Origin of the sequence: Pseudomonas sp. RSB 5.4 (genome assembly GCF_037126175.1) — a bacterium.
Classification (GTDB): Bacteria; Pseudomonadota; Gammaproteobacteria; order Pseudomonadales; family Pseudomonadaceae; genus Aquipseudomonas; species Aquipseudomonas fluorescens_H.
This window is the reverse complement of record NZ_CP146986.1, coordinates 5,825,705-5,846,588: the sequence shown is the minus strand read 5'-3', so window position 1 is coordinate 5,846,588 and position 20,884 is coordinate 5,825,705. Positions and strand designations below refer to the sequence as shown.

Sequence of the window (20,884 nt, the reverse complement as noted above, 5' to 3'; positions counted from 1 at the left end):
CTTTCAAGGAAGCTGCCATGCTCCGCCCTACCCTTCGCTTCGCCGGCCTGTGCGCGGGCCTGATGATCTCTGCCAGCGCCCTGGCACTGTCGCTCAGCGACCTCTCGCAACAAGACGCCACCGGCGGCCTCAAGGATGCCCTGACCCAAGGCGCGCAAATTGCCGTCAAACAACTCGGCACCCCGGGCGGCTTCAGCAACAACCCGGAAGTGAAAATCGAACTGCCGGGCAAACTCGGTAAAGTCGCCGGCAAGATGAAAGCCTTCGGCATGGGCGCCCAGGTCGACGAACTCGAAACCGCGATGAACAAGGCTGCGGAAACCGCTGTGACCCAGGCCCAGCCGATCCTCGTCGACGCCGTGAAGAAAATGACCGTGGCCGACGCCAAGGGCATCCTCAGCGGCGGCACCGACTCGGCCACCCAATACCTGGACAAAACCAGCCGCGAACAAATCCGCGCCAAGTTCCTGCCAATCGTCAAACAAGCCACCGACAAAGTCGGTGTAGCACAAAAGTACAACGCCTTCGCCGGCCAGGCCGCGACCCTGGGCGTAGTGGATGCGAAAAGCGCCAACGTCGAAAACTACGTCACCGAACAAGCGCTGAACGGCCTGTTCGAAATGATCGGCAAACAGGAAGAAACCATTCGCAAGAATCCCGCCGCTGCAGCGACGGGTCTGGCGAAGAAGGTGTTCGGCACCTTGTAATTTTTGCCGCGGCACGCAAAAGCCCGCTGAACCTGTGAAGGTCGGCGGGCTTTTTATTGTGGGTCAGCCTTGCGGATCGACTTGATCGAGGACGCGGTTAACCGAGAGCTCAGCGAGCGATTTTTAAACAGACCAAAGAGGTTGGGTGGCTGGGCGGGCCTCTTCGCGAGCAAGCCCGCTCCCACAGTGGGATTGGGTGCAGGCAGTTGGAGATTGGTCGGCTCATAGGCCGCCATCGCTGGCAAGCCAGCTCCCACATTTTGGATTGGGTGCAGGTAGTTGGAGATTGGTCGGCTCATAGGCCGCCATCGCTGGCAGGCCAGCTCCCACATTTTGGATTGGGTGCAGGTAGTTGGAGATTGGTCGGCTCATAGGCCGCTGTCGCTGGCAAGCCAGCTCCCACAGTTGGATTGGGTGCAGTGTAGTTGGAGATTGGTCAGCTCATAGGCCGCCATCGCTGGCAAGCCAGCTCCCACATTTTGGGTTGGGTGCAGGCAGTTGGAGATTGGTCGGCTGTCAGGCCGCCATCGCGAGCAGGCTCACTCCTACAGTGGGATTGGGTGCAGGCAGTTGGAGATTGGTCGGCTCGTAGGCCGCCATCGCTGGCAAGCCAGCTCCCACATTTTGGATTGGGTGCAGGTAGTTGGAGATTGGTCGGCTCGTAGGCCGTTATCGCGAGCAGGCTCACTCCTACAGTTGGATTGGGCGCGGTCAGTTGGGGATTGGTCGGCTGTCAGGCCGCCTTCGCGAGCAGGCTCGCTCCTACAGTTGGATTGTGGGCGGTCAGTTGGGGATTGGTCGGCTGTCAGGCCGCCTTCGCGAGCAGGCTCGCTCCTACAGTTGGATTGGGGGCGGTCAGTTGGAGATCGGTCGGCTGTCAGGCCGCCATCGCGAGCAGGCTCGCTCCTACAGAAAAGCAAAAGCCGACCGCACGCTTTTCACCACTCAACAGGATGAGCGCAAGCTCGGCTGCAGCTCTTGATCTTGCCGTGCCGGCCCCATCGGCAGGCTGAGTGGAGGGGTTCATCCGGGGGTGGGAGCGCAGCGACCGTTCGACGAAGTCGAACACATCGAGAGGAGGTGCAGCGAAGCAAACCGGAGGCGATGCCCCCGGATGAACCCCGCAACGAAGGAACCCGAGCCCAAGCGAGGGCCGTACGCCGGGGCCAAGCCTTTTGGTTACTTTTCGGCGTCTGGAAAAGTGACTCGCCGTAAGGGCGAAACCGCCAGCCGCCACACCCCAAAAAACGGATAAACCCCCAAAACCCCAGGAACCTGGTCGGCCCAAAGGCCGCCACGTCCAAAACCATCAAGCGTCGCGACGAACCCTGAACCAAGCCGCATACAAAGCAGGCAAAAACAAAAGCGTCAAAGCCGTAGCCACAATCAACCCCCCCATAATCGCCACCGCCATCGGCCCGAAAAACACACTGCGCGACAACGGAATCATCGCCAACACCGCCGCCAAAGCAGTCAAAACGATCGGCCGAAACCGCCGCACCGTCGCCTCGATAATCGCCTGCCAAGGCTTGAGACCAGAGGCAATATCCTGCTCGATCTGATCCACCAGAATCACCGAGTTACGCATGATCATCCCCGACAGCGCGATCGTCCCCAGCATCGCCACAAACCCGAACGGCTGGCGGAACACCATCAGAAACAACACCACCCCGATCAACCCCAGCGGCGCCGTCAGAAACACCATCGCCGTGCGCGAGAAACTGCGCAGTTGCACCATCAGCAACGTCAGCACCACCACAATGAACATCGGCACCCCGGCATTCACCGACTTCTGCCCACGCTCCGAGTCCTCCACCGTACCGCCAACATCCAGCAGATACCCGTCAGGCAATTCGGCGCGAATCGGATCCAGCGTCGGCTGAATCTGCTGCACCAGCGTCGCCGGTTGCTCCTTGCCGTAAATGTCCGCGCGCACCGTCACCGTTGGCAACCGATTGCGATGCCAGATAACGCCTTCCTCAAACCCATATTCCAGCGTGGCAATCTGCGACAACGCCACACTGCGCCCGTTATCGGTCGGCACCGCCAGGCTCGGCAACAGCGACAACTCGGTGCGCTCATGCACAGTGCCGCGCAGCAGAATCTCGATCAGTTCGTTGTCCTCGCGGTACTGGCTGACACTCGACCCGGTCAGCGAACTCTGGAGGAATTTCGCCAGATTGGCCGTGCTCACACCGAGCGCCCGGGCTCGGTCCTGATCGATGTTCAGGTACACCACCTTGCTCGGTTCTTCCCAATCCAGGTGCACGTTGACCACGTGCGGGTTTTCGCGCACCTTGGCCGCCACTTTGCGCGCCAAGGCGCGGACCTCTTCGATGTGCTCACCGGTGACGCGGAACTGCACCGGATAGCCAACCGGCGGGCCGTTTTCCAGACGCGTGACCCGCGAACGCAAGGCCGGGAATTGCTCGTTCAACGTGTTGATCAACCAGGTACGCAGGTTCTCGCGCTCCTCGATGTTTTTCGCCAACACCACAAACTGGGCGAAGCTCGCCGCCGGCAGTTGTTGATCCAGCGGCAGGTAGAAACGCGGCGAACCGGTGCCGACATACGCCACATAGTTGTCGATGCCGGCGTGATCCTTGAGCATCGCCTCCAACCGTTTGACCTCGGCCGTGGTGTTGGCCAGCGACGCCCCTTCAGCCAGTTTCAGATCGACCATCAATTCGAGCCGGTTGGAGGCCGGGAAGAACTGCTGCGGCACGAAACGGAACAGCATCACCGACGCAATAAACAGCCCCACCGTCAGCACAATCACGGTTTTACGGTGCGCGACGCACCACTCCACCAGACGTCGAACCCGCTGATAGAACGGCGTGCCATACGGGTCGGCCTGACCGTCAGTCGTACCGTGTTTGGCGGCATGAATCTTCGCCAGATCCGGCAAGAGTTTTTCCCCCAGATACGGCACGAACATCACCGCCGCCACCCATGACGCGAGCAACGCGATGGTCACCACCTGGAAGATCGAACGGGTGTATTCGCCGGTGCCGGACTGTGCGGTGGCAATCGGCAGGAAGCCTGCGGCGGTGATCAGCGTGCCGGTGAGCATCGGGAACGCGGTACTGGTCCAGGCGTAACTGGCGGCCTTGATCCGGTCGAAGCCCTGCTCCATTTTGATCGCCATCATTTCCACGGCGATGATCGCGTCGTCCACCAGCAAGCCCAACGCCAGCACCAGCGCGCCGAGGGAGATCTTGTGCAGTCCGATGCCGAGGTAATACATGCAAGCGAAGGTCATCGCCAGCACCAGCGGAATGGTCAGCGCGACGACCATTCCGGTGCGCACACCGAGGGAGAAGAAGCTCACCAGCAACACGATCGCCAGCGCCTCGACCAACACCTGGACGAATTCGCCGACACCGGTTTTCACCGCTGCCGGTTGGTCGGACACCTTGCGCAGCTGCATGCCGGCCGGGAGGTTCTTTTGCAGGCGCGAGAATTCGCTCTCCAGCGCTTTACCCAGCACCAGAATGTCGCCGCCGTCCTTCATCGCTACCGCAAGACCGATGGCGTCTTCGCCCATGAAGCGCATGCGGGGCGCTGGTGGATCGTTGAAACCGCGACGTACGTCGGCGACATCGGAGATGCGGAACGTCCGATCACCGACCCGGATCGGGAAGTTCTTGATCTCGTCGACCGTCTGAAAATTCCCCGAGACCCGTAGCTGCACACGCTCGCTGCCGGTCTCGAAGAAGCCGGCGGTGGACACCGCGTTCTGTTCTTCCAGCGCCTGCTGTACCACCGCCAGTGGCAAGCCAAGGGTGGCGAGTTTGACGTTGGACAGCTCGACCCAGATCTTCTCGTCCTGCAAACCGAGCAGATCGACCTTGCCGACATCCTTGACCCGTTGCAGTTGGATCTGGATACGGTCGGCGTAATCCTTGAGCACCGCGTAGTCAAAACCGTCACCGGTCAGCGCGTAGATATTGCCGAAGGTGGTGCCGAATTCATCGTTGAAAAACGGCCCTTGAATCCCCGGCGGTAAGGTCTGGCGAATGTCGCTGACCTTCTTGCGCACCTGATACCAGAGGTCGGGAATGTCCACCGAATGCATGGAGTCGCGGGCAATAAAGGTGACCTGCGACTCGCCCGGGCGGGAGAACGACACGATGCGCTCGTACTCGCCGGTTTCCATCAGTTTCTTTTCGATGCGTTCAGTGACCTGACGCGAGACTTCCTGCGCGGTCGCCCCCGGCCAACGGGTCTGGATGACCATGGCCTTGAAGGTGAACGGCGGGTCTTCGCTCTGGCCGAGTTTGGTGTAGGACAAGGCGCCGACGATGGCCAGCAAAAGCATCAGGAACAGTACGATCTGGCGATTACGCAACGCCCATTCGGAAAGGTTGAAGCGCATCGGGACTTACTCCTTGTCCGCCAGATTGACCACACGGTTGGAGCGATCCACAGGCCGCACCTGCTGACCTTCGAGCAATACGTGAACGCCGGCGGCAACCACCCAGTCACTGGCGTTGAGGCCTTCGAGCACCGGCACGCTTTTCTCGCCGAACGGGCCGATGCGCACCGGGGTCTTTTTCAGGGTGTTGTTGGCGCTGACGACCCAGACGTAGGTCGCGCCGTTCTCCGCGGTGAGCGCCGAGAGCGGCACCGACAGCGGCACGGCATCCGCCGATTGCACAAACACCCGGGCGCTCTGCCCGAGTTCCGCCGGGACCTTACCACTGGTGAACGAGATGCGTGCAGCGAAGGTACGGGACTTCGGGTCGGCTGCCGGCGACAGTTCACGAATCTGCCCGGCGAAGCGCTGGTTCTGCTGGGTCCACAGTTCAACGGTCACTGGCTGGCCGACTTTGAACCGTCCGAAGCTCTGCTCCGGCAGGCTGATCGACACTTCGCGCTCGCCATCGGTGGCGAGGGTGAACACGGTTTGCCCGGCGGCGACCACTTGCCCGACTTCCACCGAACGCTTGGCCACCACGCCGTCCTGCGGCGCACGCAACACGGCGTAACTGGCCTGGTTGGTCGAGACGTTGAATTCGGCTTTGATCTGCTTGAGACGGGCTTCGCCGGAGCGGTAGAGGTTTTCCGCATTGTCGTAGGCGGAACGACTGACCATCTGCCGCTCCATCAGCGTCTTGTAGCGGTCACGCTCGGCGCGCACCAGATTCAGATTGGCTTCAGCGGCGGCGACCTGTGCGTGGGTGGCTTCCAGCTGCAGGCGCACATCCTGTGGATCGAGTTCAGCCAGTGGCTGATCGGCTTTGACCCGCTGACCTTCTTCGACCAGTCGTCGGCTGACTTTGCCGCCAATGCGGAACGCCAGATCGGGTTCGTAGCGAGCGCGCACTTCGCCCGGATAACTTTCCATCGCCTGCGCCGAAGGCTCTGGCTGCACCACCATGGCCGGTCGAACGCTGGCTTGCGTCGCCTCTTCCTGACCGCACGCGGACAATAAAAAAGCCAGACTGACTGGCACGGCAAACGACAACGCATGGCGGAACATGGTGACGGACCTTTCCCTAATGGTGCTTGGAATATTTATACTGGCCGGTATGGTATTAATAGCAAACTCACCAGTCCAGTATTAAAAGCGAAGAATGTCGAACAATCTTTCAGCTCCAAACGGCCCGGGCCGTCCGAAGGACCCGGCCAAGCGCCGGGCGATCCTCGATGCGGCGAAAACCCTGTTTCTGAGTCACGGCTACGCCAACACCAGCATGGACGCGGTGGCCGCCGAGGCTGGCGTGTCGAAACTGACGGTTTACAGCCATTTCAACGACAAGGAGACGCTGTTCTCCTCCGCCGTGATGGCCAAATGCGAGGAACAGCTACCGCCGCTGTTCTTCGAATTGCCCGCCGGAATCCCCGTGGAAAAAGTGTTGCTGAACATTGCCCGGGGCTTTCATCAGCTGATCAACAGCGACGAGTCGGTGAATCTGCACCGTTTGATGATGGCGCTGGGTACGCAAGATCCGAAGCTGTCGCAGATTTTCTTCGAAGCCGGTCCCGAGCGCATGGTGCAAGGGATGGAGCGGCTGCTGAAACGCATCGACGAAACCGGCGCGCTGCGCATCGATCAGCCGCGTAATGCGGCCGAGCATTTCTTCTGCCTGATCAAGGGCGCGGGGAATTTTCGCTTGCTGTATTGCTGCGGTGAGCCGCTGAGCGAAGAGGCTTCAGAGAGTCATGTGCAGGAAGTGGTGGGGTTGTTCATGCGGGCGTATCGGCCCTGATTCTGCGGTGTTTTTGCGGACGCCTTCGCGAGCAAGCTCGCTCCCACATTGGATTGCATTTCAAATGTGGGAGCGAGCTTGCTCGCGAATGGACGCAACTCGGTCTTAAGGTTTTAACGCTTTCTTCGGGTAAATGTCATACCGACTGGATTTTCCATCCAGCGCATGGCTCGGTTTCGGCCCCTCGATGCACGGCGCCTTGCGCGGACGCTTGACCACCACCCGATGCGTCGCCAGTGCCAATGCCGCTTCGAGCAGCGCCGGTGCATCCGGATCATCCCCGACCAGTGGCCGGAACAGGCGCATTTCCTTCTTCACCAGCGCGGTTTTCTCGCGGTGCGGGAACATCGGGTCGAGGTAGATCACCTGCGGCGGCTCGCCCTCCCAGTTGCGCATGACTTCGATGGAGTTGCCCTTGAGCAGCTTCATCCGCGCGACAATCGGCGCCACGTCGAAATCTTCCGCCGCCCGTGCCAGACCATCCTCCAGCAGCGCACCGATCAGTGGCTGACGCTCGATCAGGCTCATCTCGCAACCCAGACTGGCCAGCACGAACGCATCCTTGCCCAGCCCCGCCGTGGCATCCAGCACCCGTGGGCGCACGCCCTGGGCGATGCCGACCGCCTTGGCGATCATCTGCCCGCTGCCGCCACCGTACAGACGCCGATGCGCCGCGCCCCCCTCGACGAAGTCCACGCGCACCGGCCCCGGGGCATCCGGGCCGAGCTGTTGCAGCTGCAAACCCTGCTCGCCGACCTGCAAGGCAAACTCGCCGTCGTCCACCTGCAGCGGCAGGCCCAGACGCTCGGCCCATTGCTCGGCCTGCGCTTCAAACGTCGGGGCAAGGGCCTGGACATGGATGCGGCAGGCCGCGGGTTGCTCAATCATGAAAACACGCTCAAAAAAGTTAAGGATCGGCAAAAAGTGGCCGATAAAACAATCAACGCGCATTTTGCCAGAGCTGAGCGTCAACCGAAAAAAATGTCAGGCATTCTTCCCACATCGATTGGCTACATTTCGCCCAAGGGCGACTTCAGCCGTCATAACACTCAAGCATTGGGCGGCGTCAGTCACCTGTGGCAGGATTTCTTTGCCCAGGCTCTGGCCGAACAGACGAGTGATGTGGTGCCGGCCTGTGGCACCTTTCCACCGGTTGACCTGAACAGCCCGGAAGAACCGACCCTGGGCAGCGAGCTGCACGCGCACATCGTCGAGCAGCGTCAGTGCGACGTGGTCGACACCGAAGTGCGTCCGCCGGAGCCGCTGTTCCTGCCGATCGCCGAGTTCGAAACCGATCTGCTGGACAAGCCGTTCCCACCGTTCCCGCCAGAAGAACTCAAGGCTCAGCAAGAGCAGCAGGACTTCGACAGCAGTTGGGTCCGTCCAATCGTGATCAACAATGGTCAGCCGCTTCCCGAGCCTGGCCCGGCGCCGCAGAAAAAGCCGCTGTACCTGCCGATTGCCGAATTCGATCTCGATCTGCTGCAAAAACCTTATCCGCCGTTCCCGCCGGAAGAAATTGCCGAGCAACAGAAGGCACTGGACTTCGATAACGGCTGGGCGCGCCCGATCGTCCTGCAGAACCTGCGCCTCGCCGCCTGACACCTCAGCGACACACGCTCCAGCGCCCGACATCGACATGGAAGTGATTGCGATGGGCGGCGTTGTAATCCGGACTCAACACCACACTGAACGCCTCGCAGGCGCCGTCGCGCACCTGCCGCAGAAACCGTGCGTCCTGATTCTGCTTCGGCCAGTCCTTGAGCACGCTGATAGTGCGCCCGTCCGCCAGACGAAAACCGGCAATGTCCAGCGCATCGGCACTGGCATGCCGGCTGAGCGCCCCGCTCTCGCGGTTATAGACATTGCGACAGGCAAAGCTGCCGAGGTGATCAAGCCGCGCCACCCTCTGCCCGTAAACAGATTGCGCGGCGGGTTGCAGGGTATGCCGCTCAAACATCGCGTAAGCCACCGCCAGCGGGCAACTGGCGAGGAAGCTGCTGCTCAGCGCCACCTCGCCGCCCTGCACGCGCACGGCGTCAATCAAAGGACACTTGGCGTCAGGGCTGTCGGCTTGCGCTGTGACGCGCAGACCCGAGCGGCTCAGGACTTGTGCGCATAACTCGGGATTGCCGCGCAGGCGCATCAGCTTGAAACCGGTCAGCCAGTTCGGCGCGGCCGTCACGTCCAGCGGCGCCCACGGATTCCACTCGACCGGTACGTTGAGCCAGCCACGCCAGACGCTGACCACGGCGCCAGCAATCATCAACAGTACCGACAGCGCGATCCAGCGGCCCATGCTCAGCCTTTGAAAAATTGATTGGCCTTGGCGTACGGCATCGATTGCGACGTGAAGCCGAACGTGCCGTGCTGCTGGATTTCTTCTGCCGCGCGGAAGAACTCACCGAACGCCGCCAGGGCCAATGCCGAACCGGTACTGATGCGCCGCACGCCCATTTCTTCGAGCTCCTTCACGGTCAGTTTCAAACCGCCGGACATCAGCACATTGACCGGTTTCGGCGCCACTGCGCGCACCACCGCCAGCACTTCTTCGGCGTTACGCAAACCCGGCGCGTACAGCACGTCGGCGCCGGCCTCGGCGAAGGCTTGCAGGCGGCGAATGGTGTCGTGGATATCGGGATTGCCGTGCAGGTAGTTTTCCGCGCGAGCGGTCAGGGTGAAAGGAAATGGCAGTGTGCGCACGGCGGCGACGGCGGCTTCGATACGTGCCACGGCATGTTCAAAGCAGTAGATCGGTGCGTCGGCACGGCCCGTGGCGTCCTCGATCGAACCGCCCACCGCGCCGGCCTCGGCGGCACGCAGCAAGCTTTTGGCGCACTCGGCCGGGTCATCGGCGAAACCGTTTTCCAGGTCCACCGCCACCGGCAGATCGGTGGCCGCGACAATTGCCCGGACATTGGCCAGAGTGTCATCGAAACTCAAGGCGCCGTCGGCCTTGCCTTGGGAAAATGCGTAACCGGCACTGGTGGTCGCCAACGCCTGATAACCCAGACTGGCGAGCATCTTCGCCGAGCCGGCATCCCACGGGTTGGGAATCACGAAAATCCCCGCACCTTCATGCAGGGCTTTGAAGGCTTGGGCCTTGCGGGCTTGTTCGTTACGGGCGTGGGCGTCCATCGGCAGGCTCCTGAGCAGGGAAAATCCGCCTCAGAGCAAGCCGAGTTGCTCGGCGGCGGGTTCTCTGTATAGCTCAGGCAGGGATGGCAGGCCAGGCAAACGTTGCATCAATTGTGCGTGAAAACGTTGCGCCAGCTTCGCCGCCATGACGTTGTCGGCGGTGTGCAGGAAGATGTAGGGCGTGCGGCCCTCTTCGATCCACTCGGCAATTTTCGCCACCCATGGCACCAGGAACGGGTCGTTGGCCTCAAGCTCGGGGTGGCCGATGAAGCGCACCTGCGGGAACTGGGTGAACGCCGCCGGACGGGTCGGTACCCGGGGCTTTTTCGATTGCGCGTGGATCACCGAAGACTCGGTCGACAGGCAACTGAACAGCGCCCGTGGATCGAGGCAGATGCGTTCTACGCCACGGTCGAGCAGCAAGCGATTGAGCAGGCGTTCGCTCTCACCCTTGGCGAAGAACTGTTCGTGACGCACTTCCACCGCCAGCGGCCGGTCCAGCGCGTCGATGAACGCGGTCAGCTCCGGCAGCCGATGCGGGGTGAAGCTTTTCGACAGTTGCAGCCACAGCGGCGAAACACGTTCGCCGAGCGGGCTGAGCAGGTTTACGAAAGTTTCGGCGGCGGTCAGTTGATCGCGCAGGTCACCGCTGTGGCTGATGTCGCCGGGAAACTTGGCGGTGAAGCGAAAGTGTTCGGGCATGGTCTCGGCCCAGCGCTGCACGGTGGCCGGAGAGGGGCTGGCGTAGAAGGTCGTGTTGCCTTCGACGGCGTTGAACACTTGGGAATAGAGACTGAGGAAGTCCGCGGTCTTGGCGTCTTCGGGGTACAGATACTCGCGCCAGGCGTTTTCACTCCAGGACGGACAACCGAGGTAGTAAGGCAGATCCATCAGATGTACAGGTCGAGGCCCAGCACATCCGCATCCCAATCGACAAAACCGGCGGTGCTCAGGTAGCTGGCGAGGGCCATCGCTACGCTTTTGCTCATGGCGCGGTGATAAATCATGTCTTGCTGACGGGCAGGCAGATTGGCAAGGCGTTGTGCGGAGGCTTTGGCAGCGCGGGCGGCCAGTTGCTCTTCAGTCGGGAATTCCAGCTCGCCGTCGATATCGTCGACGGATTCATCCAGCGCCACATTGCCTTTGCGAGGCTTGCGCTTGATGGGGTAGGACTGAGAGGAGAGGCCGTCTATACGCATAAATTCATGCTCGGTATCGATGATGGCAATTTAGCGGCACTTGACCGACTTAGCAAACTGCCGAGTGATAACTAGAACACATAAAGCGCAAAAGGTTTAAAGCGCGGGGTTGGAAACTGACGATTGGCAGTGACTTTAATTGAACACCGGATCTGTGGGAGCGGGCTTGCTCGCGAAAGCGGTGTGTCAGGCACCTGGATAGAGACTGACATGGCCTCTTCGCGAGCAAGCCCGCTCCCACAGGTTTTGTGGTGAATCAGCGAGCCTTCGGGGTGGCGACTTTGTCGCGCAGATAAACCGGTTGCGCATCATCGGCAGGGATCGACTCACCGCGTTCCCAGGCAAACCGCGCCAGGGTCAGCAGGTCTTCAGCGTGAGGCAGCATGCCGGCGTCCTGACCGGACAGACTGACCGCGATCCGCTCACCATAGCCCCAACCGGTACCGGCACCGAACCACTCACCGCTGGCATCGGCCGGCAATGCCGCGACTTCCGGCGGCAGTACCGCTTCGACACCGACCAGACGCATCTCGCCCGCCGTTTCGCGGTAGCAGCCCCAATACACTTCATCCATCCGCGCATCGATGGCCGCCGCAACCTGGCTCACGCCGTGTTCGCGATACGCACGTTGCGCCAGTACAGCGAGGTTCGATACCGGCAGCACCGGACGATCCAGCGCGAACGCCAGCCCCTGCACCACGCCGATGGCAATCCGCACGCCGGTAAACGCACCCGGCCCGCGACCGAACGCGATGGCGTCCACCGCTTGCAGCGTGGTGCCGGCATCGGCCAGCAGTTGCTGGATCATCGGCAGCAGTTTCTGCGCGTGCAAACGCGGGATCACCTCGTAATGGCTCGTGACCTTGCCGTCATGCAGCAAGGCAACGGAGCAAGCTTCGGTCGCGGTGTCCAGGGCCAGCAAGGTGCTCATCGATGTATCCAAAACAGGTGGTGGAAAAAGTGCGTCAGTATAAACAACTACGGCCCGCAAGCGGGCCGAGGATGATGCAGCCAATCAGCTTTTTCAGCTCAGCGCTTCGAGCACCTTGGCGGTGATCGCTTCCACCGAACCAACGCCCGGGATGTGGCTGTACTTCGGCTTGCCGTTGGCAGCGGAGAGCTTCTGGTAGAAGTCCACCAGCGGCTTGGTCTGCGAATGGTAGACCGACAGGCGATGACGCACGGTTTCTTCGGTGTCGTCCTTGCGCTGCACCAGATCGTCGCCGGTAACGTCGTCTTTGCCAGCCACTTTCGGCGGGTTGTAGACGATGTGGTAAACGCGGCCGCTGGCCTCGTGAACGCGACGACCGGCGATACGCTGAACGATTTCTTCGTCCTCAACAGCGATTTCAACCACGGCGTCCAGCTCGACACCGGCGGTTACCAGTGCTTCGGCCTGTGGAATGGTGCGCGGGAAACCGTCGAACAGAAAGCCGTTGGCGCAGTCTGGTTGAGCGATGCGATCCTGCACCAGCGCGATGATCAGGTCATCCGACACCAGACCGCCGGCATCCATGATGCTCTTGGCTTGAACGCCCAGCGGAGTGCCGGCCTTGACCGCAGCACGCAGCATGTCGCCGGTGGAGATTTGCGGAATGCCGAATTTCTCGGTGATGAACTTAGCCTGAGTACCTTTACCGGCCCCGGGAGCTCCCAGCAGAATGACGCGCATCGATGTGCTCCTCAATTTTTTATATAGAAAACAACAGGATTCGCCTCTTGGGGCGGATCTTAAAAATATGGGTCGTGGCCGCACAAACGGCCAAAGGCTGATCAAGATACACAGCAGGCTGCGCCCACACAAGACGCCAAAAGTCGGAGAAACCGCCGCCTTCCGCGACCTTGCGACCCGGTGAGCCAAGTCGCAACCCCATCACTAACTGTCGCCTGCCCGCACTTGCTCGCCGTATACAAAGCGACACCCGGCCTGTGCACCGGGCGCCTGACACGACAGCAAAAACCTTAGCCGGTATTACGCAAACCGGCGGCGATCCCCGCCACAGACACCAGCAGCGCCTGTTCCACCGGGCTGCCCTGCTCGACATTCTGTTGCCGCGAACGGGCCAACAGTTCGGCCTGCAATAGATGTAGCGGATCGAGATAGGTGTTGCGCAGACGGATGAATTCCAGGGTGTCCGGGCTATGTGCCAGCAGCTGCGACTGGCCGGTCAGGCCGAGTACCACCGCGCACGCCTGCGACAATAGGTCGCGTAACTGCGCGCCCAACGGCAGCAAGTCCGGCTCGACCAGACGCTGATCGTACGACAGCGCGATGTCGGCGTCGGCCTTGGCCAGAACCATTTCCAGCATGTCGATACGGGTGCGAAAGAATGGCCACTGTTCGCGCATCTGCCCGAGCAGTTCGCCCTCGCCACGCGCCAGCGCCTTGCTCAACGCGGTTTCCCAGCCGAGCCAGGCCGGCAGCATCAGACGGGTCTGGGTCCAGCCGAAAATCCACGGAATCGCCCGCAGACTTTCGATGCCGCCGGCACGGCGCTTGGCCGGGCGGCTGCCGAGGGGCAGACGTCCCAACTCCTGCTCCGGCGTCGATTGGCGGAAATACTCGACGAACTGCGGATTTTCCCGCACCACGGCGCGATACGCGGCGACGCCGTCGGCGGCCAGTTCATCCATCAGGTGGCGCCATTCGGGCGTCGGTGGCGGTGGTGGCAACAACGTCGCTTCCAGCACGGCAGCCAGATACAGATTGAGGTTCTGCTCGGCGATGTCCGGCAGGCCGAATTTGAATCGGATCATTTCGCCCTGCTCGGTGGTGCGGAAGCGCCCCGCCACCGACCCCGGCGGCTGCGACAGGATCGCCGCGTGCGCCGGACCGCCGCCACGGCCCACGGTGCCACCGCGACCATGGAACAACAGCAGTTCGACTTGCTGCTCGCGGCAGATCTCCACCAGCCGCTCCTGGGCGCGATATTGCGCCCAGGCCGCAGCGGTGGTGCCGGCATCCTTGGCCGAGTCGGAATAACCGATCATCACTTCCTGCGGGCCTTGCAGCCTGGCGCGGTAGCCCGGCAACAGCAACAGACGTTCCATCACCGGCCCGGCGTTGTCGAGGTCGGCGAGGGTTTCGAACAGCGGCACCACGCGCATCGGCCGCAGCACACCGGACTCTTTGAGCAGCAGTTGCACCGCCAGCACGTCGGAGGCGGCGCCTGCCATCGAGATCACGTAGGAACCCAGCGATGCACTCGGTGCGGCAGCGATTTCCTTGCAGGTGGCGAGCACTTCAGCGGTGTCGGCGGACGGTTTGAAATGCGCCGGGAGCAGTGGCCGACGGTTGCTCAATTCGCGGGTGAGGAAGCTGATGCGCTGCTCTTCGTCCCAGTCTTCGTAGCGACCGAGGCCGAGGTAGTCGGTGATTTCAGTCATCGCCGAACTGTGTCGCGTCGAATCCTGACGCACATCGAGGCGCACCAGGAACAGGCCAAAGGTCACCGCCCGGCGCAGGCAATCGAGCAACGGCCCGTCGGCGATCACGCCCATGCCGCATTCGTGCAACGAGTTGAAACACAGTTCCAGCGGATCAAGCAGGTCGCGATTGTTGTGCAACACGTCGGCCGGTGGTGGCGTTGTTGCGCTGAGCGAGGCGTGCGCCCAGTTGCGCGTGGCGCGCAAGCGTTCGCGCAATTGCTTGAGCACCGCACGGTAAGGTTCGGCGCTGTCGCCGGCCTTGGCCTTGAGCGCGTCGCTGGCCTGCTGCATCGACAGTTCAGCAGCGAGGTGATCGACATCGCGCAGGTACAGATCGGCAGCCATCCAGCGCGCCAGCAACAGCACCTCGCGGGTCACCGCTGCCGTGACGTTCGGGTTGCCGTCACGGTCGCCGCCCATCCACGAAGCAAAGCGGATCGGCGCCGCCTCCAGTGGCAAACGCAGGCCGGTGGCAGCAAACAACGCCTGATCGGCCTTGCGCATGTGGTTGGGAATCGCCTGCCACAGCGAGTGTTCGATCACCGCAAACCCCCACTTGGCCTCGTCGACCGGGGTCGGCCGGGTGCGGCGGATTTCTTCGGTGTGCCAGGCTTCGGCGATCAGCCGTTGCAGGGTGTTCTGGATCTGCTCGCGCTCGGCGCTGGTCAGGTCGCGATGATCCTGTGCGGCCAGTTGTCCGGCAATCGCATCGTATTTCTGGATCAACGTGCGCCGTGCCACTTCAGTGGGGTGCGCGGTCAGCACCAGTTCGATTTCCAGGCGCGCCAGTTGCCGGGCCAGGGATTCGGCGCTGTGGCCTTCATTGCGCAGGCGGGCGAGCAGTTCCGGGAGCACGCGGGATTCGAACGGCGCCGGCTGCGACTCTTCGCGACGATGAATCAATTGATACTGCTCGGCGATGTTCGCCAGGTTGAGAAACTGGTTGAACGCCCGCGCCACCGGCAGCAGTTCGTCTTCGCTCAACTGATTGAGGCTGGCGCTGAGTTCAGCGTCCATCGAGCCACGCCGGTCGGCCTTGGCGCCCTTGCGGATCTGCTCGATCTTGTCGAGAAATCCCTCGCCGTACTGGTCGCGGATGGTATTGCCCAACAGCTCACCCAACAGGTGAACGTCCTCGCGCAAGCGTGCATCAATATCGGTCATCAGCAGTTCTCCAGCGGTAATCGGGACGGCTCAGAAACGAATGCTTTGCCCAGAGAGTGCCGCTCTACGGCGCTTCTTACAAGCAGACGACGAAGGGACTTTAAACCTTGGGGCTTGGAGCTAGTCTCAATAGCAAGCCGTACAACGGCTTGCCGCCGGCCCCGCCGGACACTCACCCAGGCCTGCCACGAGCAGGCACGAAATGAGGTCATCATGAAAATTCGTGAACTCGCCCAGCATTGGGAAGAAAACGCCAAGGGTCGCCTGACCGACACCGGCTACACGATTCATCTGGACGTCGAGGCCGCCGCGCGGCTGGCGGCGATTGCCGAGATGTACCCCAAACGCCACCCGGAAGAACTGCTCGGCGAACTGATCGGCGCCGCGCTCGAAGAATTCGAGGCGAGCCTGCCGTATGTGAAAGGTTCGACCGTGGTCGCCACCGATGAGGAAGGTGATCCGCTGTATGAAGACGTCGGGCCGACACCGCGGTTTCTGGCGCTTTCTCGCCGGCATCTGCAGGATTTATCCGCCGCTGCCGGCAAGCAAAAACACTGACACAACAAAGATCAAACTGTGGGAGCGGGCTTGCTCGCGAATGCGGTATTTCAGCCGACATTGATAGCGACTGATTCACCGCATTCGCGAGCAAGCTCGCTCCCACATTGGCTGCATTGAACTTCAAAAATCCCACACTTTTTACCCCGCGCGTACCTCTCCCCGCCTCCAAAGTTCCCGGTTTAGAGCCTTGTCCGTTTGGTCAAAAAAAAATTTGGCGATAGGCCATCTTTTCTGAACTTTTGAAAAACGCCTCCGGTCGGAAGCTGTAACCACGCCTGGAACGAGCGTTTCAAAAACTCGCTTTACACGACGCTCGCGGCTCCTCGACCAGGATGGATTTTCAGTTTTATCAGGAGTTAAACAATGGAGTTGAAGACCATGAAGACCCAAACCTCGTTCTCCCACCTGCGCGGTCTGAAACTGGCTGCTCTGGCTATCGGTACCAGCTTCGTTCTGGCCGGTTGCGCCGGTAACCCACCGACCGAGCAGTACGCCGTGACCCAATCGGCGGTCAACAGCGCCGTCAGCGCCGGTGGTACCGAGTTTGCTGCGGTGGAAATGAAGCAGGCGCAGGACAAGCTGAAACAAGCCGAAATCGCCATGCACGACAAGAAGTATGAACAAGCTCGCACCCTCGCCGAACAGGCCGAATGGGATGCGCGTGTAGCAGAACGCAAGGCTCAAGCCGCCAAGGCCGAACAGGCTCTGAAGGATTCCCAGAAAGGTGTTCAGGAACTGCGTCAGGAAAGTCAGCGCACCGTGCAGTAAGCGCGCATCCCGAATCGCAAAGCTGAAACTTTTATCGATAGAAAGGACGACAAATTATGCGTAAGCAACTGATGATCCCCGCTCTTCTGGCCGCAAGCGTTGCCCTGGCTGCCTGCTCCACTCCGCCTAACCCGAACCTGGAACAGGCGCGCACCAACTACGCCGGCCTGCAGGCCAACCCACAAGCCAGCAAAGTCGCTGCCCTGGAAACCAAGGACGCCAGCGATTATCTGGACAAGGCTGACAAGGCTTATCTGGACAAGCAAGACGCAGCCAAAGTTGACCAGTTGGCCTACCTGACCAACCAGCGCGTGGAAGTGGCCAAGCAGACCATCGCTCTGCGCACCGCTGAAAACAACCTGAAGAACGCTGCCGCGCAACGTGCCCAGGCCCGTCTGGATGCTCGCGATCAGCAGATCAAACAGCTGCAGAACAGCCTGAACGCCAAGCAGACCGATCGCGGTACCCTGGTGACCTTCGGTGACGTGCTGTTCGCCACCAACAAGGCTGACCTGAAATCCAGCGGTCTGGTGAACATCAACAAACTGGCGCAATTCCTCCAGGAAAACCCTGATCGCAAAGTGATCGTCGAAGGCTACACCGACAGCACCGGCGCGGCGTCTTACAACCAGTCGCTGTCCGAGCGTCGTGCGACCTCGGTTCAAGTCGCACTGATCAAGATGGGCGTAGATCCTTCGCGCATCGTGGTTCAGGGTTATGGCAAGGAATACCCGGTTGCCGACAACGGCAGCGTCTCGGGCCGTGCGATGAACCGTCGTGTGGAAGTGACCATTTCCAACGACAACCAGCCAGTGCTGCCACGTTCGGCCGTCAGCTCGAACTAAGCGTCACGCAGCAACGCAAAAGCCCCGCCTGAGTGATCAGGCGGGGCTTTTTTTTGGTTCTTCACGGAATCCCGGGAAACACAGAAACAAGAACGCCGATTTGATTGATGATGTTCGTGCGAGCAAACACATCTAACAAACCGGCGTTCTTATGCGCGATATTAATACTTTCCTTCCTTTTTGGGAGGGCTTTTCTGTTGTCACGATCAAGCCTGATGGCGACGCGCTTCAGATCGACCTGATTCCCCACGCCACCCGATTCCCTTCCTGTAGCGGCTGCCAAAAAACCTGTTCAACCACGCATGAGTATTGTGAGCGAACCGTCCGCGATTTACCGATTCTCGGCCGTGCGGTGCGCCTCAGCGTGTTGCTCAGGCGTGTTGTCTGTCGTGACTGTGGTAAACGTATGGAGGCCGTCAGTTGGCTGGACCGCTATGCCCGCATGACGCGGCGTTTGGCCGAGGCGGTCATTCAGGCCTGCGAACGCCTCCCCACACTGCACGTGGCTCAACTGTTCGGGCTGCATTGGGACACCGTACGGTTGCTGGAGCGTCGAGCCTTGCAAGCGGCGTTGAGCATTTTGCCAACGGCACAACCGCGACGTCTGGTGATGGACGAATTCGCCCTGTTCAAAGGTCATCGTTACGCCAGCGTGGTGCTGGATGCGGATACACGCCGCGTGCTGTGGATCGGTGAAGGCCGCAGCCGAGCAGCGGTCAGGCCCTTCTTCGAAGAGCTGGGGCCCGAGGGATGCGCACGCATCGAAGCGGTGGCGATGGACATGAACACCGCTTTTGACCTGGAGGTTCGCCAGCACTGTCCCAACGCGCGAGTGATCTACGACCTCTTCCATGTAGTGGCCAAATATGGCCGAGAGGTGATTGATCGGGTCCGCGTTGACGAGGCTAACCGGTTGCGTCACGACAAGCCGGCCCGCAAGGTCATCAAGCAGGCGCGATGGCTGTTGCTGCGCAATCCGCAGAACTTGAAAACGCCGGAACAACAGGTCCGCCTGGAGGATCTGCTGGCGGCCAACCAAGCGTTGATGACGGTCTATTTGATGAAGGCTGAACTCAAAACACTCTGGACTCCGAGTACTGCCTGGGGTTGGCGAGCGGCCTGGAAGCAATGGCTGCGCCATGCGCATGAAAGCGAAATACCGGCTCTGATCCAGTTCGCCAAACGGCTAAAGGGTTACTGGCGGGGCATCGTGAGCCGAGTTCGCTGGCCGATGCACACCGGTCAGTTGGAAGGAATAAACAATCGAATAAAGGTCATCAAGCGGATGGCGTACGGTTACCGGGATAGCGAATTCTTTTTCATGAAGATCAAGAGCGTCTTTCCCGGTAATCCGTGATGAACCTTTTTTTGGCCATACATACTTCCCTGTGGGAGCGGGCTTGCTCGCGAAAGCGGTGGATCAGTCTGAATATAGAGTGACTGACACACCGCTTTCGCGAGCAAGCCCGCTCCCACGGTTTTTGATCGGGTTATTGCTCGAGTTTTTGTGGGGTTTCCTGCCCCATGCAGCGCACGGCTTTTTTCTGCGCGTTGATCAACACACCGGTCAGGCCTTTCTGCTCGGTATCGAACAGCACCAGCACGCCATCGATGCATTGCGCCACTTGCGGCGCCGGGTCCAGCGAGATTTTGTAATCTTCACCCGGCACGGTCTTGAGCATGGTGAATTCGTTGAGCAGCAGCGCATCCTCGGGTTTGGCGAAGTGCAGGTAGCCGTAGTACCACAGCGCCCCAACCGTGCCGAGGATGCTGCAGATACCGGTGATGATCAGCGGGATGGCGTTACGTTCTTCAGTCATTGCGGACTCTCATTTTCAGAATTCGGGGGTTGCGGGTAGTTCGGGATCTCGCCGAGGCGGCGCAGGCCGTTGAAATGCTCGGGGTCTTCCAGATAACGCAGCATCACCTGGCGCCAGACCGGGTCGCCGAAGGTCTGCACGTGGCCGCCGCGGGTCAGTTGCAGCACACGCGGTGGCGGCGCTGCCTGATACAGGCGGATGGCGTTGGACATTGGCACCAGTGGGTCGTCGATGCTGTGAAAGATCAGTTTCGGCACGCCCTTGAGCTGCGGCATCGAGTGGATGGCGCTGTCGCCGTCCGGCACCAGCCACGACAGCGGCACCTGGAACGGCCAGGTCAGCCATGAGGTGCTGAGGGCGTACTGGCCGACGCTGCGGTAACTGGCGGGCACACCATCGAGCACGAAAGCCTTGAGCTGTTTTTGCCGCTCGGGGTGCTGCGCCAGCCAATGCACAGCCATCGAGCCGCCGAGGCTCTGACCGAGCAGGATCAGCGGCTTGCCTTTGACCTCGGGCGCCTGATCCAGCCAGGCGAACGCGGCGTCGATGTCCTGATAGATCGCCGGCAGGCTCGGTTCACCCTCCGACAAGCCATACCCGCGATAGTCCACCAGCAGCACCTGATAGCCGTTTTTCGGCAACCACCAACTGCCGCCGAGGTGCATCGGCAGATTGCCGCCATTGCCGTGCAGGTGCAAAACCGTGCCCTTGACCTCGACCCCGGGTTTGGCCGGCAGCCACCAGGCGTTGAGCTTCAAGCCATCCGCCGTGACCAATGTGACGGTGCGGTATTCGAGCTTGGCTTTTTCCGGGGTGAAGATCTGGCCCGGCTCGGGGTAGAACAACAACGAACTGCAACCACTGAGGGTCAGGAGCAGGCAAAGGATGCCGAGGATTCTCATCCGGTGAAACCTCGCGAAGGAAATTAGCAAAACACATGACCCTGTGGGAGCGAGCTTGCTCGCGAAGGCGGAGTATCAGTCGACATTCAGGCTGAATTGCAGACCGCTTTCGCGAGCAAGCTCGCTCCCACAGGGG

At 61.0% G+C, this 20,884-nt stretch carries 20 protein-coding genes; 8 read left to right on the top strand and 12 right to left on the bottom strand.

The window, feature by feature from the left end; all coding sequences use genetic code 11:
* Positions 1-17 precede the first annotated feature (17 nt).
* Positions 18-707, top strand: a complete 690-nt coding sequence (locus V9L13_RS26265; RefSeq protein ID WP_338800916.1) for a DUF4197 domain-containing protein — start codon at positions 18-20, stop codon at positions 705-707.
* A gap of 1,309 nt (positions 708-2,016) precedes the next feature.
* Here the strand turns inward: V9L13_RS26265 and V9L13_RS26260 are convergent.
* Positions 2,017-5,085, bottom strand: coding sequence for an efflux RND transporter permease subunit (locus V9L13_RS26260; RefSeq protein WP_338800915.1), 3,069 nt, complete (start codon positions 5,083-5,085; stop codon positions 2,017-2,019).
* A gap of 6 nt (positions 5,086-5,091) precedes the next feature.
* Positions 5,092-6,192: an efflux RND transporter periplasmic adaptor subunit gene (locus tag V9L13_RS26255; RefSeq protein ID WP_338800914.1), complete on the bottom strand. Its 1,101-nt coding sequence runs from the start codon at positions 6,190-6,192 to the stop codon at positions 5,092-5,094.
* Between the two features lie 94 nt (positions 6,193-6,286).
* On the opposite strand from V9L13_RS26255, the gene V9L13_RS26250 reads away from it, so the two are divergent.
* On the top strand, positions 6,287-6,922 hold the full coding sequence (locus V9L13_RS26250) for a TetR/AcrR family transcriptional regulator (RefSeq protein WP_045122312.1): 636 nt from the start codon (positions 6,287-6,289) through the stop codon (positions 6,920-6,922).
* A 105-nt stretch (positions 6,923-7,027) separates the two neighbouring features.
* On the opposite strand, the gene V9L13_RS26245 is transcribed toward V9L13_RS26250, so the two are convergent.
* Positions 7,028-7,807, bottom strand: coding sequence for a class I SAM-dependent methyltransferase (locus tag V9L13_RS26245; protein ID WP_198286807.1), 780 nt, complete (start codon positions 7,805-7,807; stop codon positions 7,028-7,030).
* 96 nt (positions 7,808-7,903) lie between these two features.
* Here V9L13_RS26245 and V9L13_RS26240 point away from each other — a divergent pair, with 96 nt between their 5' ends.
* Positions 7,904-8,524: a hypothetical protein gene (locus V9L13_RS26240; RefSeq protein WP_045122711.1), complete on the top strand. Its 621-nt coding sequence runs from the start codon at positions 7,904-7,906 to the stop codon at positions 8,522-8,524.
* A 4-nt stretch (positions 8,525-8,528) separates the two neighbouring features.
* On the opposite strand, the gene V9L13_RS26235 is transcribed toward V9L13_RS26240, so the two are convergent.
* The 6 genes from V9L13_RS26235 to adk form a co-directional block, all read right to left on the bottom strand.
* Positions 8,529-9,221, bottom strand: a complete 693-nt coding sequence (locus V9L13_RS26235) for an extensin family protein (RefSeq protein WP_338800913.1) — start codon at positions 9,219-9,221, stop codon at positions 8,529-8,531.
* A 2-nt stretch (positions 9,222-9,223) separates the two neighbouring features.
* Complete coding sequence (locus V9L13_RS26230) at positions 9,224-10,060, bottom strand: isocitrate lyase/phosphoenolpyruvate mutase family protein (protein ID WP_338800912.1); 837 nt, start codon at positions 10,058-10,060, stop codon at positions 9,224-9,226.
* A 30-nt stretch (positions 10,061-10,090) separates the two neighbouring features.
* Positions 10,091-10,951 carry a DUF72 domain-containing protein gene (locus V9L13_RS26225; RefSeq protein ID WP_204894983.1) on the bottom strand — a complete coding sequence of 287 codons (861 nt, stop codon included), beginning with the start codon at positions 10,949-10,951 and terminating at the stop codon, positions 10,091-10,093.
* A complete protein-coding gene (locus tag V9L13_RS26220) occupies positions 10,951-11,259 on the bottom strand; it encodes a hypothetical protein (RefSeq protein ID WP_003222071.1) in 309 nt (102 codons plus the stop codon). The genes V9L13_RS26225 and V9L13_RS26220 overlap by 1 nt, the downstream gene beginning before the upstream one ends.
* Before the next feature lie 256 nt (positions 11,260-11,515).
* On the bottom strand, positions 11,516-12,190 hold the full coding sequence (gene tsaB, locus V9L13_RS26215; protein WP_103485391.1) for a tRNA (adenosine(37)-N6)-threonylcarbamoyltransferase complex dimerization subunit type 1 TsaB: 675 nt from the start codon (positions 12,188-12,190) through the stop codon (positions 11,516-11,518).
* 93 nt (positions 12,191-12,283) lie between these two features.
* Positions 12,284-12,931: an adenylate kinase gene (adk, locus tag V9L13_RS26210; RefSeq protein ID WP_003222067.1), complete on the bottom strand. Its 648-nt coding sequence runs from the start codon at positions 12,929-12,931 to the stop codon at positions 12,284-12,286.
* On the opposite strand from adk, the gene V9L13_RS26205 reads away from it, so the two are divergent.
* Positions 12,921-13,115: a hypothetical protein gene (locus tag V9L13_RS26205; RefSeq protein WP_338800911.1), complete on the top strand. Its 195-nt coding sequence runs from the start codon at positions 12,921-12,923 to the stop codon at positions 13,113-13,115. The genes adk and V9L13_RS26205 overlap by 11 nt on opposite strands.
* 106 nt (positions 13,116-13,221) lie before the next feature.
* Here V9L13_RS26205 and ppc read toward each other — a convergent pair whose 3' ends face one another.
* A complete protein-coding gene (gene ppc / locus V9L13_RS26200; protein ID WP_338800910.1) occupies positions 13,222-15,852 on the bottom strand; it encodes a phosphoenolpyruvate carboxylase in 2,631 nt (876 codons plus the stop codon).
* Between the two features lie 213 nt (positions 15,853-16,065).
* Between ppc and V9L13_RS26195 the strand changes: the two genes are divergently transcribed.
* From V9L13_RS26195 to V9L13_RS26180, 4 genes are all read left to right on the top strand, one after another.
* Positions 16,066-16,410, top strand: coding sequence for a hypothetical protein (locus V9L13_RS26195; RefSeq protein ID WP_003222064.1), 345 nt, complete (start codon positions 16,066-16,068; stop codon positions 16,408-16,410).
* A 366-nt stretch (positions 16,411-16,776) separates the two neighbouring features.
* On the top strand, positions 16,777-17,181 hold the full coding sequence (locus V9L13_RS26190) for a DUF4398 domain-containing protein (RefSeq protein ID WP_003222062.1): 405 nt from the start codon (positions 16,777-16,779) through the stop codon (positions 17,179-17,181).
* 56 nt (positions 17,182-17,237) lie between these two features.
* Positions 17,238-18,026, top strand: a complete 789-nt coding sequence (locus tag V9L13_RS26185; protein ID WP_003222060.1) for an OmpA family protein — start codon at positions 17,238-17,240, stop codon at positions 18,024-18,026.
* Between the two features lie 151 nt (positions 18,027-18,177).
* Positions 18,178-19,383: an ISL3 family transposase gene (locus V9L13_RS26180; RefSeq protein WP_338800909.1), complete on the top strand. Its 1,206-nt coding sequence runs from the start codon at positions 18,178-18,180 to the stop codon at positions 19,381-19,383.
* A 133-nt stretch (positions 19,384-19,516) separates the two neighbouring features.
* Here the strand turns inward: V9L13_RS26180 and V9L13_RS26175 are convergent, their stop codons facing one another.
* Positions 19,517-19,846 carry a hypothetical protein gene (locus tag V9L13_RS26175; RefSeq protein WP_003222058.1) on the bottom strand — a complete coding sequence of 110 codons (330 nt, stop codon included), beginning with the start codon at positions 19,844-19,846 and terminating at the stop codon, positions 19,517-19,519.
* Positions 19,843-20,748 (bottom strand): alpha/beta hydrolase, encoded by a 906-nt coding sequence (locus tag V9L13_RS26170; RefSeq protein WP_338800908.1) that lies wholly within the window; start codon positions 20,746-20,748, stop codon positions 19,843-19,845. The genes V9L13_RS26175 and V9L13_RS26170 overlap by 4 nt, the downstream gene beginning before the upstream one ends.
* Positions 20,749-20,884 lie beyond the last annotated feature (136 nt).

Coding starts and splice junctions, on each gene's coding strand:
- V9L13_RS26265 (WP_338800916.1), top strand. CDS start 18: ATGCTCCGCCCTACCCTTCGCTTCGCCGGCCTGTGCGCGGGCCTGATG.
- V9L13_RS26260 (WP_338800915.1), bottom strand. CDS start 5,085: ATGCGCTTCAACCTTTCCGAATGGGCGTTGCGTAATCGCCAGATCGTA.
- V9L13_RS26255 (WP_338800914.1), bottom strand. CDS start 6,192: ATGTTCCGCCATGCGTTGTCGTTTGCCGTGCCAGTCAGTCTGGCTTTT.
- V9L13_RS26250 (WP_045122312.1), top strand. CDS start 6,287: ATGTCGAACAATCTTTCAGCTCCAAACGGCCCGGGCCGTCCGAAGGAC.
- V9L13_RS26240 (WP_045122711.1), top strand. CDS start 7,904: ATGTCAGGCATTCTTCCCACATCGATTGGCTACATTTCGCCCAAGGGC.
- V9L13_RS26235 (WP_338800913.1), bottom strand. CDS start 9,221: ATGGGCCGCTGGATCGCGCTGTCGGTACTGTTGATGATTGCTGGCGCC.
- V9L13_RS26230 (WP_338800912.1), bottom strand. CDS start 10,060: ATGGACGCCCACGCCCGTAACGAACAAGCCCGCAAGGCCCAAGCCTTC.
- V9L13_RS26225 (WP_204894983.1), bottom strand. CDS start 10,951: ATGGATCTGCCTTACTACCTCGGTTGTCCGTCCTGGAGTGAAAACGCC.
- V9L13_RS26220 (WP_003222071.1), bottom strand. CDS start 11,259: ATGCGTATAGACGGCCTCTCCTCTCAGTCCTACCCCATCAAGCGCAAG.
- tsaB (WP_103485391.1), bottom strand. CDS start 12,190: ATGAGCACCTTGCTGGCCCTGGACACCGCGACCGAAGCTTGCTCCGTT.
- V9L13_RS26205 (WP_338800911.1), top strand. CDS start 12,921: ATGACGCGCATCGATGTGCTCCTCAATTTTTTATATAGAAAACAACAG.
- adk (WP_003222067.1), bottom strand. CDS start 12,931: ATGCGCGTCATTCTGCTGGGAGCTCCCGGGGCCGGTAAAGGTACTCAG.
- ppc (WP_338800910.1), bottom strand. CDS start 15,852: ATGACCGATATTGATGCACGCTTGCGCGAGGACGTTCACCTGTTGGGT.
- V9L13_RS26195 (WP_003222064.1), top strand. CDS start 16,066: ATGAAAATTCGTGAACTCGCCCAGCATTGGGAAGAAAACGCCAAGGGT.
- V9L13_RS26190 (WP_003222062.1), top strand. CDS start 16,777: ATGGAGTTGAAGACCATGAAGACCCAAACCTCGTTCTCCCACCTGCGC.
- V9L13_RS26185 (WP_003222060.1), top strand. CDS start 17,238: ATGCGTAAGCAACTGATGATCCCCGCTCTTCTGGCCGCAAGCGTTGCC.
- V9L13_RS26180 (WP_338800909.1), top strand. CDS start 18,178: ATGCGCGATATTAATACTTTCCTTCCTTTTTGGGAGGGCTTTTCTGTT.
- V9L13_RS26175 (WP_003222058.1), bottom strand. CDS start 19,846: ATGACTGAAGAACGTAACGCCATCCCGCTGATCATCACCGGTATCTGC.
- V9L13_RS26170 (WP_338800908.1), bottom strand. CDS start 20,748: ATGAGAATCCTCGGCATCCTTTGCCTGCTCCTGACCCTCAGTGGTTGC.